The organism is Hyphomicrobium sp. CS1BSMeth3, assembly GCF_900117415.1.
Taxonomy (GTDB): Bacteria; Pseudomonadota; Alphaproteobacteria; order Rhizobiales; family Hyphomicrobiaceae.
Genome location: NZ_FPEI01000006.1, coordinates 528,999 through 543,774, shown reverse-complemented (window position 1 = coordinate 543,774; position 14,776 = coordinate 528,999). Strand labels below are relative to the sequence as shown.

12 protein-coding genes are annotated in these 14,776 nt (G+C 62.6%); 4 read left to right on the top strand and 8 right to left on the bottom strand.

Features of this window, described 5'->3' with window-relative positions:
* Positions 1-18: 18 nt before the first annotated feature.
* The 8 genes from CS1BSM3_RS17580 to CS1BSM3_RS17540 all read right to left on the bottom strand — a co-directional run bounded on the left by CS1BSM3_RS17580 (position 19) and on the right by CS1BSM3_RS17540 (position 11,961).
* The gene (locus tag CS1BSM3_RS17580; RefSeq protein WP_072389089.1) at positions 19-4,422 is read right to left on the bottom strand and encodes a hypothetical protein; all 4,404 of its coding nucleotides are present in this window, start codon (positions 4,420-4,422) and stop codon (positions 19-21) included.
* The gene (locus CS1BSM3_RS17575; protein ID WP_072389087.1) at positions 4,422-5,726 is read right to left on the bottom strand and encodes a hypothetical protein; all 1,305 of its coding nucleotides are present in this window, start codon (positions 5,724-5,726) and stop codon (positions 4,422-4,424) included. The genes CS1BSM3_RS17580 and CS1BSM3_RS17575 overlap by 1 nt, the downstream gene beginning before the upstream one ends.
* Positions 5,727-5,737: 11 nt before the next feature.
* A complete protein-coding gene (locus CS1BSM3_RS17570; RefSeq protein WP_072389085.1) occupies positions 5,738-5,944 on the bottom strand; it encodes a hypothetical protein in 207 nt (68 codons plus the stop codon).
* A gap of 7 nt (positions 5,945-5,951) precedes the next feature.
* The gene (locus CS1BSM3_RS17565; RefSeq protein ID WP_072389083.1) at positions 5,952-6,359 is read right to left on the bottom strand and encodes a single-stranded DNA-binding protein; all 408 of its coding nucleotides are present in this window, start codon (positions 6,357-6,359) and stop codon (positions 5,952-5,954) included.
* Positions 6,356-8,179: a DUF927 domain-containing protein gene (locus CS1BSM3_RS17560; protein ID WP_072389081.1), complete on the bottom strand. Its 1,824-nt coding sequence runs from the start codon at positions 8,177-8,179 to the stop codon at positions 6,356-6,358. The genes CS1BSM3_RS17565 and CS1BSM3_RS17560 overlap by 4 nt, the downstream gene beginning before the upstream one ends.
* Entirely contained in the window at positions 8,176-9,195 is a 1,020-nt protein-coding gene (locus CS1BSM3_RS17555; protein ID WP_072389079.1) for a bifunctional DNA primase/polymerase, read from the bottom strand. The genes CS1BSM3_RS17560 and CS1BSM3_RS17555 overlap by 4 nt, the downstream gene beginning before the upstream one ends.
* 143 nt (positions 9,196-9,338) lie before the next feature.
* A complete protein-coding gene (locus CS1BSM3_RS17550; RefSeq protein ID WP_072389068.1) occupies positions 9,339-9,572 on the bottom strand; it encodes a helix-turn-helix domain-containing protein in 234 nt (77 codons plus the stop codon).
* 1,177 nt (positions 9,573-10,749) lie between these two features.
* Positions 10,750-11,961 carry a tyrosine-type recombinase/integrase gene (locus CS1BSM3_RS17540; protein WP_072389064.1) on the bottom strand — a complete coding sequence of 404 codons (1,212 nt, stop codon included), beginning with the start codon at positions 11,959-11,961 and terminating at the stop codon, positions 10,750-10,752.
* Positions 11,962-12,402: 441 nt separating this feature from the next.
* On the opposite strand from CS1BSM3_RS17540, the gene CS1BSM3_RS17535 reads away from it, so the two are divergent.
* The 4 genes from CS1BSM3_RS17535 (at position 12,403) to CS1BSM3_RS17520 (ending at position 14,715) form a co-directional block, all read left to right on the top strand.
* On the top strand, positions 12,403-12,639 hold the full coding sequence (locus CS1BSM3_RS17535) for a DUF3302 domain-containing protein (protein ID WP_072389062.1): 237 nt from the start codon (positions 12,403-12,405) through the stop codon (positions 12,637-12,639).
* Positions 12,636-13,577 carry an HlyD family secretion protein gene (locus tag CS1BSM3_RS17530; protein WP_072389060.1) on the top strand — a complete coding sequence of 314 codons (942 nt, stop codon included), beginning with the start codon at positions 12,636-12,638 and terminating at the stop codon, positions 13,575-13,577. The genes CS1BSM3_RS17535 and CS1BSM3_RS17530 overlap by 4 nt, the downstream gene beginning before the upstream one ends.
* A gap of 168 nt (positions 13,578-13,745) precedes the next feature.
* Positions 13,746-13,952 carry a hypothetical protein gene (locus CS1BSM3_RS17525; RefSeq protein WP_143149255.1) on the top strand — a complete coding sequence of 69 codons (207 nt, stop codon included), beginning with the start codon at positions 13,746-13,748 and terminating at the stop codon, positions 13,950-13,952.
* Between the two features lie 430 nt (positions 13,953-14,382).
* Complete coding sequence (locus CS1BSM3_RS17520) at positions 14,383-14,715, top strand: hypothetical protein (RefSeq protein WP_072389056.1); 333 nt, start codon at positions 14,383-14,385, stop codon at positions 14,713-14,715.
* Positions 14,716-14,776: the final 61 nt, after the last annotated feature.

Here is a 14,776-nt window from a genome sequence, read left to right as displayed (position 1 = left end):
GCAACCCGCCGCTCACCGTCAGTAGTAGGGCTGCGCCAGCATGTTGCGCTCTCCATAGTCGCTCGCAGCAGCCCCGGCGCCTATTGCCGCAGGGACAGCGAGGAAGGGCGCTTTGCCGAGGGTCGCGGCCAATACCTTGCGCTGGGTCTCGGGATCGGCTCCCTCGATGGCCTTTGCGACCGCGTGCGTCTCGCGCACTTTCCTGGTAACAACGCTAGGTGGGGGCGCCTTCAGACCCTGTTTCTCGAAGGCCTGCACAATGTCGGTGCGCATTTGCTCGAAGCTCGGCACTTGTCTGCGGGCCAGATAGCCTTCGATTACTGACGTTGCCGCAACAGTGTGTTCGTCCTTGCTGTATACGGGAGATGATCGCGATGACCGATTGGCAGACCGTGCTGGACCACCCCTCTCCTCCTGAAGGCTCCGTGGAAGACCTGGAGGAGGCGCTGATGTGCCTGTCGGAGGAATTTGCTCACGTCCTGCACCAGCTGCCGCCGGAGAAGCGGAAGGCGTCGCTGGAGTTCCTACAGGATCGGCTACGTTCGTGCGAGGAAGATTTACGGATGAAGGGCCGCGATCGGTACGAAGTACCGAAGGGTCGTTGATCGGCCGAGGAGCAGGCCGCAGCCAGCTCTCAACGCGCTCAGTAGCCGCATCCTTGATCCTATCAGCGCGCGTCGGTCTCTGAGGCGGAGCAATCCAGCCTTCCAAGCGCTGCGTGGTCGCCTCCGCAAGCCTGTTGATTCTGCTCGGCGGCTCAGGCGGCGGTGCCTTCTCGCCCTTCCACCGCAGATCAGCGGCTGCGCGTCCCCGCGGCGTATCCATGCGAGACGGAGAGATGGCTCCAGCCACGGGCGGCGCAAACTTTCCGATCGCCAACCCACCCACTATCGAGGGTACGGCGCCGCTCAGGTAGTACATCGGGTTTCTGAGCTGCTCCTCGGCTGCCACGCGCGCCGGATGGCCGGGCGGAAACGACATGGCGTCGATCTCCTCGGGGATCATCTTGGCTTCCTGAATCACCAGGGCGCCTGCCAATGCGTTCTTCTTGAAGGTCTCCTTTGAATACGGGTCGGCCTCGGCCCGCGCGGCCAGTTTGTTGCGCAGCACCTCGCGTTCCATCTCAAACCGCCCCTGATTGGGCTGGATGGTCTCAGGCTGGCGTCCCATGGCCCGTTGCAGCATGTTCGGCTGCGTGGTCGTTCCGCGTAGGGCGGTCTCGACCTTCTCCGCCTGCCGCTCGATTGCCGGGGCGTGCACAAAGCGGTCGGCGTAGCGGTGCCGCATCGCATTGACGCCCGATAGCCCGAAGGCCAGCGCGCCACCGCCATAGATGAGCGCCTCTGCTGTTCCCGGATACCGCTCGCGGAATGGGGCGTTGTAGAGGTAGTTCTGCGCCGCCTTCTGCTCGGCCTGCTGGATGATGCCGGGCTGACCGTCCTTCCCGACAAGCTGGGCAATTTCAGCTTGGATCGGCTTCGCTTTCTCTGCGCGAGATTTGTCGGCTGCCTTTTCGCTCAAACCTTTGATCGACCCCTGCGAGGCTGCCAAGTCCTCGCGCAGCTTCTCGAGGCGAGCGCGATGCCGCTGCACAGTCGGGTCGGCTTCGACCGCAGCCGCCACCTTCTCTTGCCCACTCGCGCGCGCGTCACGCACGTCAGCGGCTGCCATGGGCCCGAGCGTGGCGCCCGCCGCCGCGGCGGTGCGTCCAGGTGTGGCAGTGGCCGCCTTCAGCGCCTTACCACCGCGCACAAGCGAACCCGCCGGCACCATGCCGAGGACGGCCTCGCCTCCGCCGGCTGCCGCTCTGAGCGGATCTCCTTCCTGATAGCCGCGCTGGATATTGCCCGCGCCGCGCTGAATGGAGGGAATCCCGGTCATCTCATAAGCAATGCCAGGTCCGTGTTGGGCGATGGCCTCTCTGGCGACATCACCGGAAGGAATGCCGTGCCCGTCGACGGTCGGCAGCGACGATCTCAGTTCCGGGTTGGGTAGCCCACGCTGCGTACGCTGCGTCATGGGGCCAAGACCGTAGTCCGGCAGCGTCATCTCTCCAGGGGGTGCCTCTGGCATGGGAAGCTCTCCCTCGCCAGCGTTGGGGATGTAGCCGCCTTGGGGCTGCTCGGAGCCCGGCGCCATCCCCTCGCCGCCATAGAGCTCGTTGAAATGCTGCCGGCGGCGCTCTGCCTCGTCCCAGCCTGCTTGGTTCTCTGCCGTAAGAGCTCCACCCAGCGGACCGACGCCGCTCATAAGCGGCTGGCCAACCACCTGCCCTGCTTGACCACGTGCGCGCGACACAGCGTCGACGGCGCGCATGAGCTGAAGCTGACGCATGGGGTTCTCGTCCGTCAGCATCGGCATCATCTGCCGGTTGCGGGAGGCGTTGTACCGGCTGGAAATTGCATCGCCTGCGAGCTCGAGCCATTTGCCAGGTCGCATGAGATCAGATGCGCTGGACATGCGCGGCGCCCAATTGAGATCGTCGACCGCCTCTTTCAACGGTGTCGTCTGCGATCCGAACTGCGAGCCGTAGGTACGGTGCATTGCGTGCTCGGCATTGACCACGCGCAGCAGTTGGGCGGCTTCCTTCTTGCCGAGAACATCGCCGAGTATCTGGCGCGCCGCCGGCATGCGGAGTGTGCGCGTCAGGTCCGCAGTCATTCCATTGTTCGCGATCTGCTCATTGAGCGATCGCACAAGCCCGACTTTAAAGAGATCTATACGTGCTAGCGCGGCATCCTGGCCGGCCACATCCCGATCCCTCTTTGCCTTACCCAACGCTCTCTTTGCGTCGACGAACTCACGCAGACCTTCGCGTGTTCTCGCATTGAGACGCATGGCCATGCTGGCGCCCGCTGCCATCGCATCCTCTGCAGCCTTGCCATCGCGCCAGATATCGTTGGCTGCCTTCCATGCCGGGTTCGTCCTGGCAACCTCGTCTGTAAGTTCCTGGCGGAGCTGCGTGAGAGCGCGAGTCGGGCCGCTGCTCGCACCGTACCTGCGCGCCGCCGCGTCGATAGCAGCCGAGAGATTCTGCCGCGCGTCGATGAACTCCTGAAGTGTCTGGGGCGTCGTGAGATGTTTCGCGGCAGGCCCGCCAGGCAGGGTTGCGAACTGTGTGTTCGTCGTCAGTGAGTTGATAGCCGACATCATCTCTTCCGGTACGGGGCCGCGGCGGTTATCAAACCTGCCCATGTGCCTGAGAACGATCGGCCGGAGGTCAAATGGCTTCTCTGCTTGAAACGCAGCCGCATAGGCTTTTGTGCCGGCGCCGCGGAGAGCTTCCGAGTGCCTCGCGGCAACGCCCTCGAAATCCCCTGACCCAATCAGACGCTCGAAGGCCTGGCCGAGCCGGCTGCCGGCGCCCACTTGCCGCTCGAGCAGGGCCTCGCGAGCGATAGAGCGCGCCTCGCCTGGCGTTGCCGCCGCGGCTCGCAGGGTCATCTGCGTGTTGTCGCCTGAGCCGGGACGCACCATGCCGGCGCGGTCCACGAGATTGAGCGGGCCCCGACTCTTGAACTCCATATCCTTGAGAAGGGTATTGATCGCGCCGGTTGACGGTCCTCTCCCGTTGACCTGCAAGGCGCGCGCGATAGCCCCCGGCGTTTCGCCGTCGAGAGTGCGCAGCACGACATCCTCGATCATGTCGTCGGTCCAGGGCTGCCGCGCATTCGCTGATCCCCAATAGCGATTGCCGCCGGCCATGGCCGTGCTGGACGGGAGATCACTGCGGATGCCGGCCACAATGTCATCCGGCGAGATGCGGTCGCGCTCGAGTCCGCGGGAGATCGCCATGAGCGCACCCTGGCTGGCATCGTCCGTTTCCTGCGCCGCCGCTGCTCGAGCTCCTGCCATGTGTTGCGCGGTTCTGCTTACGGCGTGGATGGCCGGCCCGAGCGCCAAGCCAGACAAGCCAGAGATCACGGCTCCAGATCCCGCACCCTTGGCGCGCTCTACGAGTCCGCCTTCTGCATTGCCAGCGCCGTGCATGGCACCATGGGTCAAACCGAGTTTGAGGCCCTGACCGGCGGCCTGCGTGAAGGTCGTTGCGGTCTGAGGCGCGAATGCACCGGTGATTGCTCTCGCCCCTCTCGCGATCATGCTACCGCCTTTTGCCAGAACGCCGAGCGGTCCGGCAGCTGCGACCGGCACCATTCCGCCCGCCATCTCGCCTGCAAAGTACGTCCAGGGATTGGCCTTACGGGCGGCTTCCCGCGCGTCTTTATCCTGCAGGCCCAGCTCATCATCGAAGCCAAACGTTGCTCCCGTGCCAGCACCACGAGCGAAGCTCTCGATCATGCCGGGCGTCTTGGAGTCTGATGCGGGATAGCGCTTCGCTAGGACACCCTTCATCACGTCTGAAGACGTGTCGTCCGGGAATTCAATGACCGTGCCATCCGGCCCTTCGACCTCGATCGCCATTACTCAAGCTCCCCAGTCGCCGAATTGTATCGAAGCCTTCGAGATCCGCCCTGCGCGGGCGGCACCGTACCGGCCGGGCGCATAAACTGCTGGCCTGGCGGCCCGAGTGGCATTGGCGCCCCGGTGATAGGAGAGCGCTGTGCTGGCGAAGCTCCCGATCCGCCTTGATGCGGAGGAAGAGGACGCGGCGCGGCCTGGGGTGACTGTGTTCCCTGCGGCGTCGGCATGGGTGGTCCGCCCGTTCCGCGACCGGTCGCCCGCATAGCCTTGATGCGCGCGAATGGATCTTGCAGCGCTCGAATGCGAGCCATGCCGTCCTGACGGCTCATATAGCCGTTGGCGACGTCATTCGCGATCCTGGCGCGCTCGATTTTGTACTCATGCAGAGCCTTGAACGTGTTGATTATCTCCGTGCGTCCGGCTGGTGTCTGTGAAAGCTGCGGCAGTGACTGCTGGAAAATTGCCATGTCCTTGTCGGACGTGGATCCAGACCCCTTTGGGCGCATGCCGGGCGTGAGCTTGTTCGCGATGGCCTGGAAAGTCTGGGCAGCACTCAGCCCACTCACGTTGATGCCGAGCGATTGCGCATAGGGTCCAATCGTCGGCTTCCAGGCTTCCCAAGCACCGGAACCCACAACCTTGTTCAAGTCGTCCAACATTTTGAAGTCGGCTGCTGCGGCTGTGCTCGCATCACCTTCGTCGATGTACCCCTGGTAAGTCTCCGCGTGCTTCTTCGCCATTGCCTTGGCAAATTCCGGATCGGCATTCGCAGGCATCCCAGCCTTTCGTTGGAAGTCGGCGGCCTGCGCGCGATAGAGATCCGTATGTGCGTAAGCCATGCCGGTCTGAGCCTTCGTGAGGCCCAGCGCCGCCAACTCCTTCTCGTCGAGGTACTGTGAGGCCGCGGCGTATAAGTACGGCCCGACGGTCTTGAAGTCGCGTAAGAATGCTGGGTGGTCCTTGAAGCGCGGGCTCTCGAAGCGGCGCGCCCACATGGCCTGTTGCTGATCCTCTGGCAGGCCGCTGACATGCCGATGGAAAGCAGCCCAATCGCGCGCATCGGCGACATCCTGCTCCCGTTGAGCTGAAGCCATTTGCACGCCATGCGTCTCCTGCTGCATCGCGAGACGGTTGCGTTCGAACCCCAGTCGCTCGCGCTGCATGTCCAAACCGGCCTGAGCGAGCTTGTTCTGCTGCTGCCACTGCTGCTGCTGGCGGTTCTCAGTCAGAGCATTCGAGATCGGTGAGAAGTCGATGCCGTTCCCGGGATCGTAGGTGGGCATCTGCATAAGATTGATTGCCATCACGTTGCTCCTTACCGGCTGCCCTGAAGGGGTGCTGCTTCATGCTGGGCGCGCTTCTCGCGCCGTGCCTGCTCTTGCCGCGAGCGCTCGAACACGCACCGCTTGCAGCGATCCGTGAAGCCGTCGGCGTGGAGGGGGCTAGGGAAGAATGCTGCCGCCGGCTTCTCCTCCTGGCACTGCTGGCAGACCTTGACGACTGCTTCGGGCTTCGAGCTCATTTCATCCTCACCACGGCATGGGATCATCTTGGATGCGCTGGGGGACGCTCGCTGCATCGGCCGGCGGCTGTGACGTGCTCTGCTGTTTCGGCTTCCGTCGGGACGCTCGGCGTTCGGAGCCGGCACGGTCGAGCAACTCGATAGCCTTCGCGTTGACCTGCAGGCTGGACCGCGGTCCGTCGTGTCCTTCCCAGCGGCTGAGCTTCAGACGCCCTTCGACGCGCAGACGTTCGCCGGCCTCGAGATCGTCCGGCAACTCATCGACCAATTCACCAAAGACTGTGACGTTGACCCATTCCGTACCTTCGTCGCCTTGCGAGACTGCGACAGAGAACCTGAGCCACGGCTTCCCAGCGCTCGTGAGTCGCCGCTCCGGCGATCTACCAAGGCGACCGGTGAGAGTGGTGGTGATCATGTGCCATCCCCCACATCGTCACCGTGATCGGCGAACAAGGCCGTGTGCGAGATCACATAGAAGCGCTGGGGAGGATGACCCGACAGACGCTCTTTGCGCTGCGTTCGACCATTCTCACCTGGGCGAATGATGCGGCGACCGACGAGCTCCCGAGCAATGCGGCCGGGGTCTCGCCCCGCCATGATCGACTTCCAAGCCTCTGCCTGAAAGAGATAGAGCACGTCGCCTGTGTTGACATCGGGCTTGGTGAAGCCGAGGCGATCACGAACGGCATCAGATGGTGAGCTGTCTTTCTGAAACCGCGAGGCACCATCGCGCTCGATCACCGCGCGCAAATGGTTGATGGCATCCTCTATCTCCGAAGCACCAGCAGTACCACGCGAAGCGAGCCAATCCCGGAAACAGACCTCCGCCGCCTGGGACGCCTCTCCCCGCGGCCACGGAAGAATGCCATGCATCGTTGCCAGCTCTCCAGCGGCTCCGATTAAGGCGAAATGCCGCGCGACGCGCTGCACCTGACCATCGGCAACGGGCGGCGCCATCCTTGCGATAATAGCCTCGATGTCGCTGCGTACGTTGATAAGCGCGTCTTCAAGATCTGCGATGACTGCCTCGAGAAATGCAGGGCCGGCTGTGCCGTAGTTCACCTGCACAGCATCCTTGAGGCGATCTGCAAGGGCGCGCCCGCGCTCGCGCACTGTGGCATCCGGATTTCCCCGGATTTCTGGCGCATGATCGAACAAGCCGAAGCCCTTCTCCGCATCAGCGGCAAGATCGATGAAGCGGACGGCCTGACCGGCCATAATCCGCTGTCCGGTCCTTCCCTCTCGAAGCTTGTCCTCCAAGGACAACTCGCCAGTGCTGAGGCCGAGTGTGCGCCAGCGCTTCCTTGTGGCCCCGTTGCCGTCAACGAGTGCGCGACCGCGCCCCATACCCGCCGCTAGCTGATAAGCGACGCGTCCTGCATCGTCGGCGCGACACTGACCGAGCTCATCGAGACAGATCAGGAGATCGCAATGCGCCTCGGCAATCGCCTCAATGCCGTTTGACGTTGCGTGCCAACTCTGGCTATAGCCGCCGATATCACCGCCACCCCACACGCTGCCGGCCACCTCCAGTGCGGTCGTCTTCCCAGTGCTGGAGCCGCCTCGAAAGTGGACGATGAAGCCCTCGCTGTAGCCAAGCCGGCCGAGCAAAGGCGCCGCAAAGGCGAGCGACAGAGACAACACCAGCCGGCTATTGCTTCTGGCCGGCGCGGCTACCTTTCTCTGCCAATCCTCGAGCGAACCGCGCTGAGCAACTGCTGCCGAAATCGAGCGAGGCTGATAGCAGACATCCTCAATCCCACCGATCACGCGATCTGGCAGCACGAAGCTATCGCCATGCCAGCCAGTACGCTGTGCGATGATGACTCGCGGCAGCCGGCTGCTATCAAGATCAGTGATCCGGTTGAGATACCGAAGCACGCCAGCCCGACACTCCTTGCCTGGTTTGATGCGGCCGCCTCTGTTGGCGATGATCTCAAGGCCTCGGTTCCCGTCTCCGATTAGCCATTCCGCCGGGAGGAGTGCCTCATTCCAGCGGCCGTCGGGGTCCTGCACCGAAACTCGCCGCCCCCAATTCAAGGAGTGGTTATCCCGGAAGACTCCCTTGAGCTTGATAGGCGAGCAAATGTCGCGCCAGGCATCCTCGTCCTGCATCTCGAGGGAGCCATCGGCGGCATATCGAATAGCCCCGTCGCGCAATTTGCTCGCTGGCTTCTTCGGCTGCTTGCCAGCCCGGCGAGTGGCTGCGTCCGAGAGCACATGAAGATTGGTCATGCGGCGCTCTCGAGGATGAAGCGTCTGGCAACGGGCGGAAGCGCATCGCGGGCGCCGTAGGCCAGAGCTCGACGGAGCGTGTCATTGAACCAAGCATCACCGTGCGAGGCGACCGCACCATTGCTGCAGGCTGCCTGCAGCAGAGCCGAGCGGAACTCGTGCTCAGAGATCACGCCATGCGCGGGATAGCGCGCGATCCGACAGGCGACCGTGAAGAGACCATTACGACGCCCGTCTAGCCGGGATGCGTACTCGTCGGCCGCCTCATGGAGATCGTGGAGCGCCTGGCGTCGCAGAGCATCAGGGGAAGAAGGCGGGCGTTGGGCCTGCAATCTCTCGGCCTCCGCATCCCGATACGCTCGCATGATGCCGGGCCATTCTGATGGCGTGGCGTCGCACATTCGAGAGCGCAGCTTGGGTTGTGAGACGATCTGCTCGCGTTCGCGCCTGTTGAATGTGCCGAGAAAGACGAGATCACGGGGAGCGAAGGACGCCTCTGAGATTTCGGCGGCCGTCCCGATCAGATCATAGCTCCGGCCATCTGGACGACGATTGCCGGCAGCGATGATGTAGCCGCCAAGGCCGCGCGTATCGATTCCGGGAGCAATGTCGCTCGCCCGTGTCCGCACTTCCTCGCCCGGCCCGCAGCGGAAGTAGAGGTGCAGCCCGCCGCTCGGCGTACGCACGATAACCGCGGTCAGGCCTTCCAGACGCTGAATGCCCAGCGCTGCAAGGATCTCCTCGAGGCTCGCGCTCCCGGCCTCGCCGTCAACATCGAGCACCCAGTAGCCGCTTCGCGGTCCCGTAGGAATGCCCACAAGCGCAGCGAGCCAGCGGCGCCACCAAGTTTCAATGATGGCCTCGTCGCATGTCGCGTCGTGAAAGCCGTGGAGGCAGTATGGCCGCTTGTTCCATGGATTCACCGGGAAGACGGGGAAGCCCCGGCGCGCGTACCAAAGAGCCAAGCTCAGTTGAGATCGATCACGCCTGATCTCATCGGCATTTGCCTGCTGCATGGTCTACTGTTCCGATCCTTTTGGTCGAGAACAGCGCGCAAGTCGCTTTCATCATCGTGGGGGAAGTGATAGAACGGGCGCGCTCCAATTGACGATCTTCACCGCCGCTGCCTGGATGTCCGCCAGGGGGCGGCGGTCGCGTGTCAGGCGGCTTCGTCGCGATCCACGCGGGTGAGGCGCTCGATCTCCGATCGTGGAATCAGCGTGCGACCGGCAATCTTGATCGCCTTAAGCTCACCGCGCTTGATCAGCTCGTAAGCCAGAGAGCGTTTGATGCCGAGCGCATAGCAGGCGTCGTTGATGGGATAGGCGAAGCGCTCACAGGCCGCGGGGGAAGTGGGGCGAGCAGGGTTGGGGGCTGAAGGTAGGGCCGGCATGGCAACTCCTTGGTACAATCCGCCAAAAATTGGCGACGACCGGAGTAATCCGATGATGTCCGTCACATAGCTAAAGGCTATTTAATCCGATCTTCGGCGGCTATTTTTCTGCCTATGAGATCGAGCCGGACTTGCACTCCTCTGCGTGCCTGCAGATCGGTACACCGTAACTCCTCCCCTGCGATGCATCGCAACCCTAGGAGCGGCTTGAAGGTATTGAAGCCATTGACGTCCTTCAGCGGAGTCTGGCCCGCCTCGGCAACCCGGATCATTTCGCCACGCGCGCAGTTGTCCTCTAGTGGCAACTGGGACAGCCCCCATGGCCTTCTGAGCCTCTGATGGGCAGGCTTGGATCAACTGCTGAACAAACCGCACAAACTTCGAATCGATCATGTCGGTGAGGGCATTGAAGTTGGCGGTTGGCCTTCCTCCTGCCGCTTCAAAGGCTAGATAAAGCGCACAGAACAGATCTTCTCTCTTGATCTTCGGGCGTCCCCTCTCCAGATGCCCCATTTCTTCAAGTGATATTGCGGCATCGGTGAGTTGAGCCTCGAGACGAGACCTAAGAGGCGGGTCCGGCGGGCCTTCATCTGGTCTGAACCCGAGCTTTGGTTCACCTGCCGCGAAGAACAGCGCCTCTGCGGCTAGTCGCTTTGCCAAATCGGGCCCGGTCCGAAACTCGCTGAGTAGCTTGACGTATGCTTGCGTAGCCTTCGCGAGCTGCTTCTTAGCGGCAGAGTATTCGGCGTGGGTTGGTTTCGATTGGGCCTGCCTGACGAATCGTCCGAGCGCTCGCGCAACGTGATCTTGGATCCGAGGTGAGAATGTCAGGTCCAGCTGACTGCCAAGGCCTGCGAACAGATTGACATCCGTTGCGATAGCCTCCCAAGACCAATTCGCCTCGTTGGCTGCTGGGCTGCACGCGCTACGGCCCCGTCCTTGCTTCCGCGTCACCACTGATCTCCGCGGCTGCGCAATACGGCGGTCGTTCGTCCGTCTTGCTGACCGCAAACAAGAGCGCCTTCGTTCTCCCGGACAACATCTGCCATCGCTCGCCTCACTCCAGACGTTCCCACTCCATCAGCGCTTGGGAACGCTGTGGGAACGGAAAACCAACTAATAAATCAATACTGTTCCCTATGTTCCCATAGTTCCCTTAGATATAGATATATATGTACTAAGTACCGCTTCTCTTATTCGCGCGTTTGTGGCTGCCCGCAACGAAGCGTGCCCAAGCGGTCATGAGCTCGCGACGCCTCTCCAGGATGTCTGTCCTGCGGTAGGCCCTTTCCACCTGATTGCCGGTCACGTGAGCGAGCGCCTGCTCGGACAGCTCGTTCGGGAAGGACGTGGCTTCCGTTGCCCATGTCTTGAAGGATGAGCGGAAGCCATGGACCGTGTATGCGTTGGCATCCATCCGGCGCAGCAGCATCTCCATCGCCATGCCCGAGAGTTGCCTATCGACCTTGCGCCCGGGGAAGACAAGTTCGCCGGTTTGCGCCTTCTCGAGCTCCTTGAGGATCGCGATGGCCCGATCCGTGAGCGGCACGCGATGTTCGCGGCCGGCCTTCATGCGGAGCGCGGGCAGCGTCCAGACCTTCGCCTCGATGTCGATCTCATCCCAGCGCGCGCCGAGCGTCTCGTTCGTGCGGGCCGCAGTCAGGATCGTGAACTCCAGCGCCTTCGCCGCCATGGCTTCCCGTGCACGTAACTGCAGGATGAACGCAGGCACCTCCGACCACGGCATCGAAGCATGGTGGCCGCGCGCGAGCTTCTGCGGCTTGGCGAGCAGATTGTCGAGGTGGCCGCGCCAGCGCGCTGGGTTCTCCCCTTCCCGGTATCCCTGTGCCTTGGCAGCATCGAGGATCCGCTCGATCCGGCCGCGGACGCGTGTCGCCGTCTCTGTCTTCGTCGACCAGATTGGCCGCAGGACCTTGAGCACGTCCTCTGTCGTGATCTTGTCGACGGCGGTCGTCGCAATCAACTTACAGTAGGTCTTGATCGTCGCGCGCCACTGATAGATGTGCTTCTCGTTGCGCCATCCGCTCTCGAGCGAAGCGATCACCTCCTCGGCCATCGTCTCGAAGTTCGGCACCTGCTTCTCTTCGGGCTTCCACTGTCGCGGATCACCGCCTTCTGCGAGCAGTCGCCGGCACTCCGCGGCACGGTCCCGGGCCATCGGCAGTGTCACGCCCTTCACGGGGCTGCCGAGACCGATCTCTGAGCCCTTCCGACCCTGCCAGTACATGAAAGCCCAGCGCCGGGCGCCCGGCGTGTCGTCGTCGACTGGCTTATCGACGATCAGATAGAGCCCGCCGCCATCGCTGTGCCGGCCGGTCTTCGCCGTTGTCACCGATCGAGGCGCGAGCCGATGCAATGCGCGCGTCATGAGGCCCCCCGTGCTGCAGCTTTACCCCAGTAGCTACCCCAGTAATTGACCTGGATCGACGCATCCTTGTATGGACGCCTGTGGATGGCTACTGGCCAAAATCTCAATGTTTCAGGGGTGTGCGCAGACGGACACGGACTCGGGTGGATGGGAGTTCGAAGGAAACCCTCTCCACCAACTTTCTCCATTTCATCTTTGGTTTCATGGTGTTTTGCTCGCCGAGGGCCGGCCCGTCGGTGGCCGGGCCTCGCTATCCTCCTTCTCATGATCAGGGTTTGGGCTGATGCCGCGACCGGCGGCTTGCCGCGACGATCATCACGGGATCGGCAAAGCGGCGATCCCCGAGAGGCGCTGGCGGCCCCCTTCGCGACGTGAGCGAGCGTGGTAAAGGCTCAACGGCCCTGCGAGAGCTGGAATTGAGACCCGCGAGCGACAATCGCCATGTCCTTTCTCGATGCCTTTGCAGCCTTCATTCTCCTGGTCCTCGTTCTCACCGCGATCGCCGTCTTCGTCCTGATGGGCATGGCGCCGGGCTACATAGCCAAAAGGCGCAATCACCCCTGGCCGCAAGCCGTCGAGGTCGCCGGCTGGGCCCTGCTCATTTTCGGCTTCGTTCTATGGCCGCTCGCTCTGGTCTGGGCGTTTGTCGACGTGCCCCAGAAGGGGGCACAGCAATGATCGTCTTCCTTTTCAATATCTACCTCGCCATTCTCTTCTGTCTGGTCTGGCTGAAAATTATTCGTTTCAATCTATTCTGGAAACTCTCGCCGGTTTTCGTGCTGCTCCTGCTGCTCGTCGGCCTCTTCATTCCCATGCAGTGGGGCGCCCCCTCGGGACCGGCGCTCGCCATACGCCAGTCCGTCCAGATCGTGCCGGACGTCGCCGGCGAGGTGATCGATGTGCCCGTCGATCCGAATACCCCGCTTAAGGCGAACGACGTCCTCTTTCGCATCGATCCCATACCCTTCCAGGCGCAGGTCGACGCGCTCGAAGCGCAACTGAAGTTCGCCGAGCTGCGCCTCACACAAATGTCGGAGCTTGCCGCCAAGCAGGCCGGACGCACGTTCGACGTCGAGCAGCGCGACGCCGAGGTCAAACAGCTCCGCGGCCAGCTTGCCGGTGCCAAATGGAACCTCGAGAAGACCATCGTGCGCGCGCCTGCAGACGGCTACGTGACGAATGTCGCGCTGCGCAAGGGCGCGCGCGTCGCCTCGCTGCCGCTTTCACCCGTCATGGCTTTCATCGAAACCGCGGAGACGGTCGTCGGCGTCGAGATCCCGCAGACCAATGCCCGCTACATCCAGCCCGGCCAGCCCGTCGAGATCACATTCAAATTTCTGCCGGGGCGGATCTTCACCGGAAAAGTCGAGACGATGCTGCAGGCGGTCTCGAGCGGACAGGTGCAGCCCTCAGGACAAGCCGTCACGCCGAGAGACGTGCAATCAGCGCCATTCATCATTCGCATCAAGCTCGACGATGTGGATCTCCTCAGGCGCCTGCCGGCAGGCAGCACGGGCGAGGCAGCCATCTTCACGGATCACGTGAAAGTGGCGCACGTCATTCGCAAGGTCATGCTGCGGATGACGGCCATCCTCAACTTCATCAACCCGTTCTGAGCCTGTCCGGAGATCGCCGCCGCCCGCTGGCGCGCAGGCGGGCCAGCGCCCGGGAAAAACATCCCACGGCTGTGCCCTGGGAGACAGCAGGGCCTCTCGCGTGATGTCATTTCTGTCCTCGTTGGCGACACCAAGGGTCTGTCGCACAGGACCAGTCCAAGAAAGGAAATGACGATGATCGAGAAAAATGCAGCCACCCCGGTGACGGAAATTCGCGCTCTCACGGTCGACGAGATTGATGATGTCGGCGGCGCCGCCATATCCCTCGGCACCTATATCCGTCGGCTCATCTGGCAGATTCAGAATGCGCCCGAGAACTCCACGCTTGTCGGCTGCTCGGACGACATGAGCAGCTGCTCGTGGCAGAGCAACTGAGCGCTTCCCTCCGCAGCGATCGCGCAGCCACCTGCGCGATCGTGAAGTGAGACCTCACTCCTGAATGCGGTGAACCCCTCACGCATCCAACGAAGCAGAGCACCGAGGCACTCTCCGCTGGAATTTCCAAGCGGGGAGTGCTGACGCATTCGCTGATCGAGACATCATGCGCACACCAACACGATCCATCGTGATCGGCTCGCGGTGCTTCCCATTTTTTGGATCTCTTTACTGCCCCACGCACCGTCAGGTGCCCGCGCGCCCGACATTAGGAGCCGGGGTTTGCTCTTCGAATTGTAGGGGCTTGGCCGGATGGAAAGTCCTTCCATCCAGAGCGCCAATTGTTCCTCAGGCTGTGAGCGTTTCTCTCTTCACGCCTGAAAAGGTTTGGCCGCCCGAAGTGCCTTCACGCCAACACGAGGAATAGCCCATGTCAGTACGCAGTCTTACGTTCGTAGCCCTCGGAGCAGGCATCGCACTTGCTGCGACCGCGCCAGCTCTCTTCGCGCAAGCCCGCACTCAGCTCGGCGCGCTGAACGGCAACGAAGGGATCTATGTCAGCAAGAGCAACTTCGGCATCGTCAAGGGATCGCCGAAGACAGATCCAGCAGCGCAGATCATGAAACTCGGCGCGCAGGAAGTGAAAGAAGGTGCCATCATCATGCGAGTGGGCGACAAGCTCTATCTCGTGGACACCGACCCTGCCGCCAAGAGCATGTACTCGGGGTGGGCAGCGGAAGCATTCTCTCCCGACGGCGGTTGATCAGCTTTAAAGAGCGGCTACGGCACGAAGCTGCCGTAGCCGCGCGCCTGCTGCAGGAGCC

What these genes read in the sequence shown, in the direction of transcription:
- CS1BSM3_RS17580 (WP_072389089.1), bottom strand. Translation starts at nt 4,422, where the DNA reads ATGGCGATCGAGGTCGAAGGGCCGGATGGCACGGTCATTGAATTCCCG.
- CS1BSM3_RS17575 (WP_072389087.1), bottom strand. Translation starts at nt 5,726, where the DNA reads ATGGCAATCAATCTTATGCAGATGCCCACCTACGATCCCGGGAACGGC.
- CS1BSM3_RS17570 (WP_072389085.1), bottom strand. Translation starts at nt 5,944, where the DNA reads ATGAGCTCGAAGCCCGAAGCAGTCGTCAAGGTCTGCCAGCAGTGCCAG.
- CS1BSM3_RS17565 (WP_072389083.1), bottom strand. Translation starts at nt 6,359, where the DNA reads ATGATCACCACCACTCTCACCGGTCGCCTTGGTAGATCGCCGGAGCGG.
- CS1BSM3_RS17560 (WP_072389081.1), bottom strand. Translation starts at nt 8,179, where the DNA reads ATGACCAATCTTCATGTGCTCTCGGACGCAGCCACTCGCCGGGCTGGC.
- CS1BSM3_RS17555 (WP_072389079.1), bottom strand. Translation starts at nt 9,195, where the DNA reads ATGCAGCAGGCAAATGCCGATGAGATCAGGCGTGATCGATCTCAACTG.
- CS1BSM3_RS17550 (WP_072389068.1), bottom strand. Translation starts at nt 9,572, where the DNA reads ATGCCGGCCCTACCTTCAGCCCCCAACCCTGCTCGCCCCACTTCCCCC.
- CS1BSM3_RS17540 (WP_072389064.1), bottom strand. Translation starts at nt 11,961, where the DNA reads ATGACGCGCGCATTGCATCGGCTCGCGCCTCGATCGGTGACAACGGCG.
- CS1BSM3_RS17535 (WP_072389062.1), top strand. Translation starts at nt 12,403, where the DNA reads ATGTCCTTTCTCGATGCCTTTGCAGCCTTCATTCTCCTGGTCCTCGTT.
- CS1BSM3_RS17530 (WP_072389060.1), top strand. Translation starts at nt 12,636, where the DNA reads ATGATCGTCTTCCTTTTCAATATCTACCTCGCCATTCTCTTCTGTCTG.
- CS1BSM3_RS17525 (WP_143149255.1), top strand. Translation starts at nt 13,746, where the DNA reads ATGACGATGATCGAGAAAAATGCAGCCACCCCGGTGACGGAAATTCGC.
- CS1BSM3_RS17520 (WP_072389056.1), top strand. Translation starts at nt 14,383, where the DNA reads ATGTCAGTACGCAGTCTTACGTTCGTAGCCCTCGGAGCAGGCATCGCA.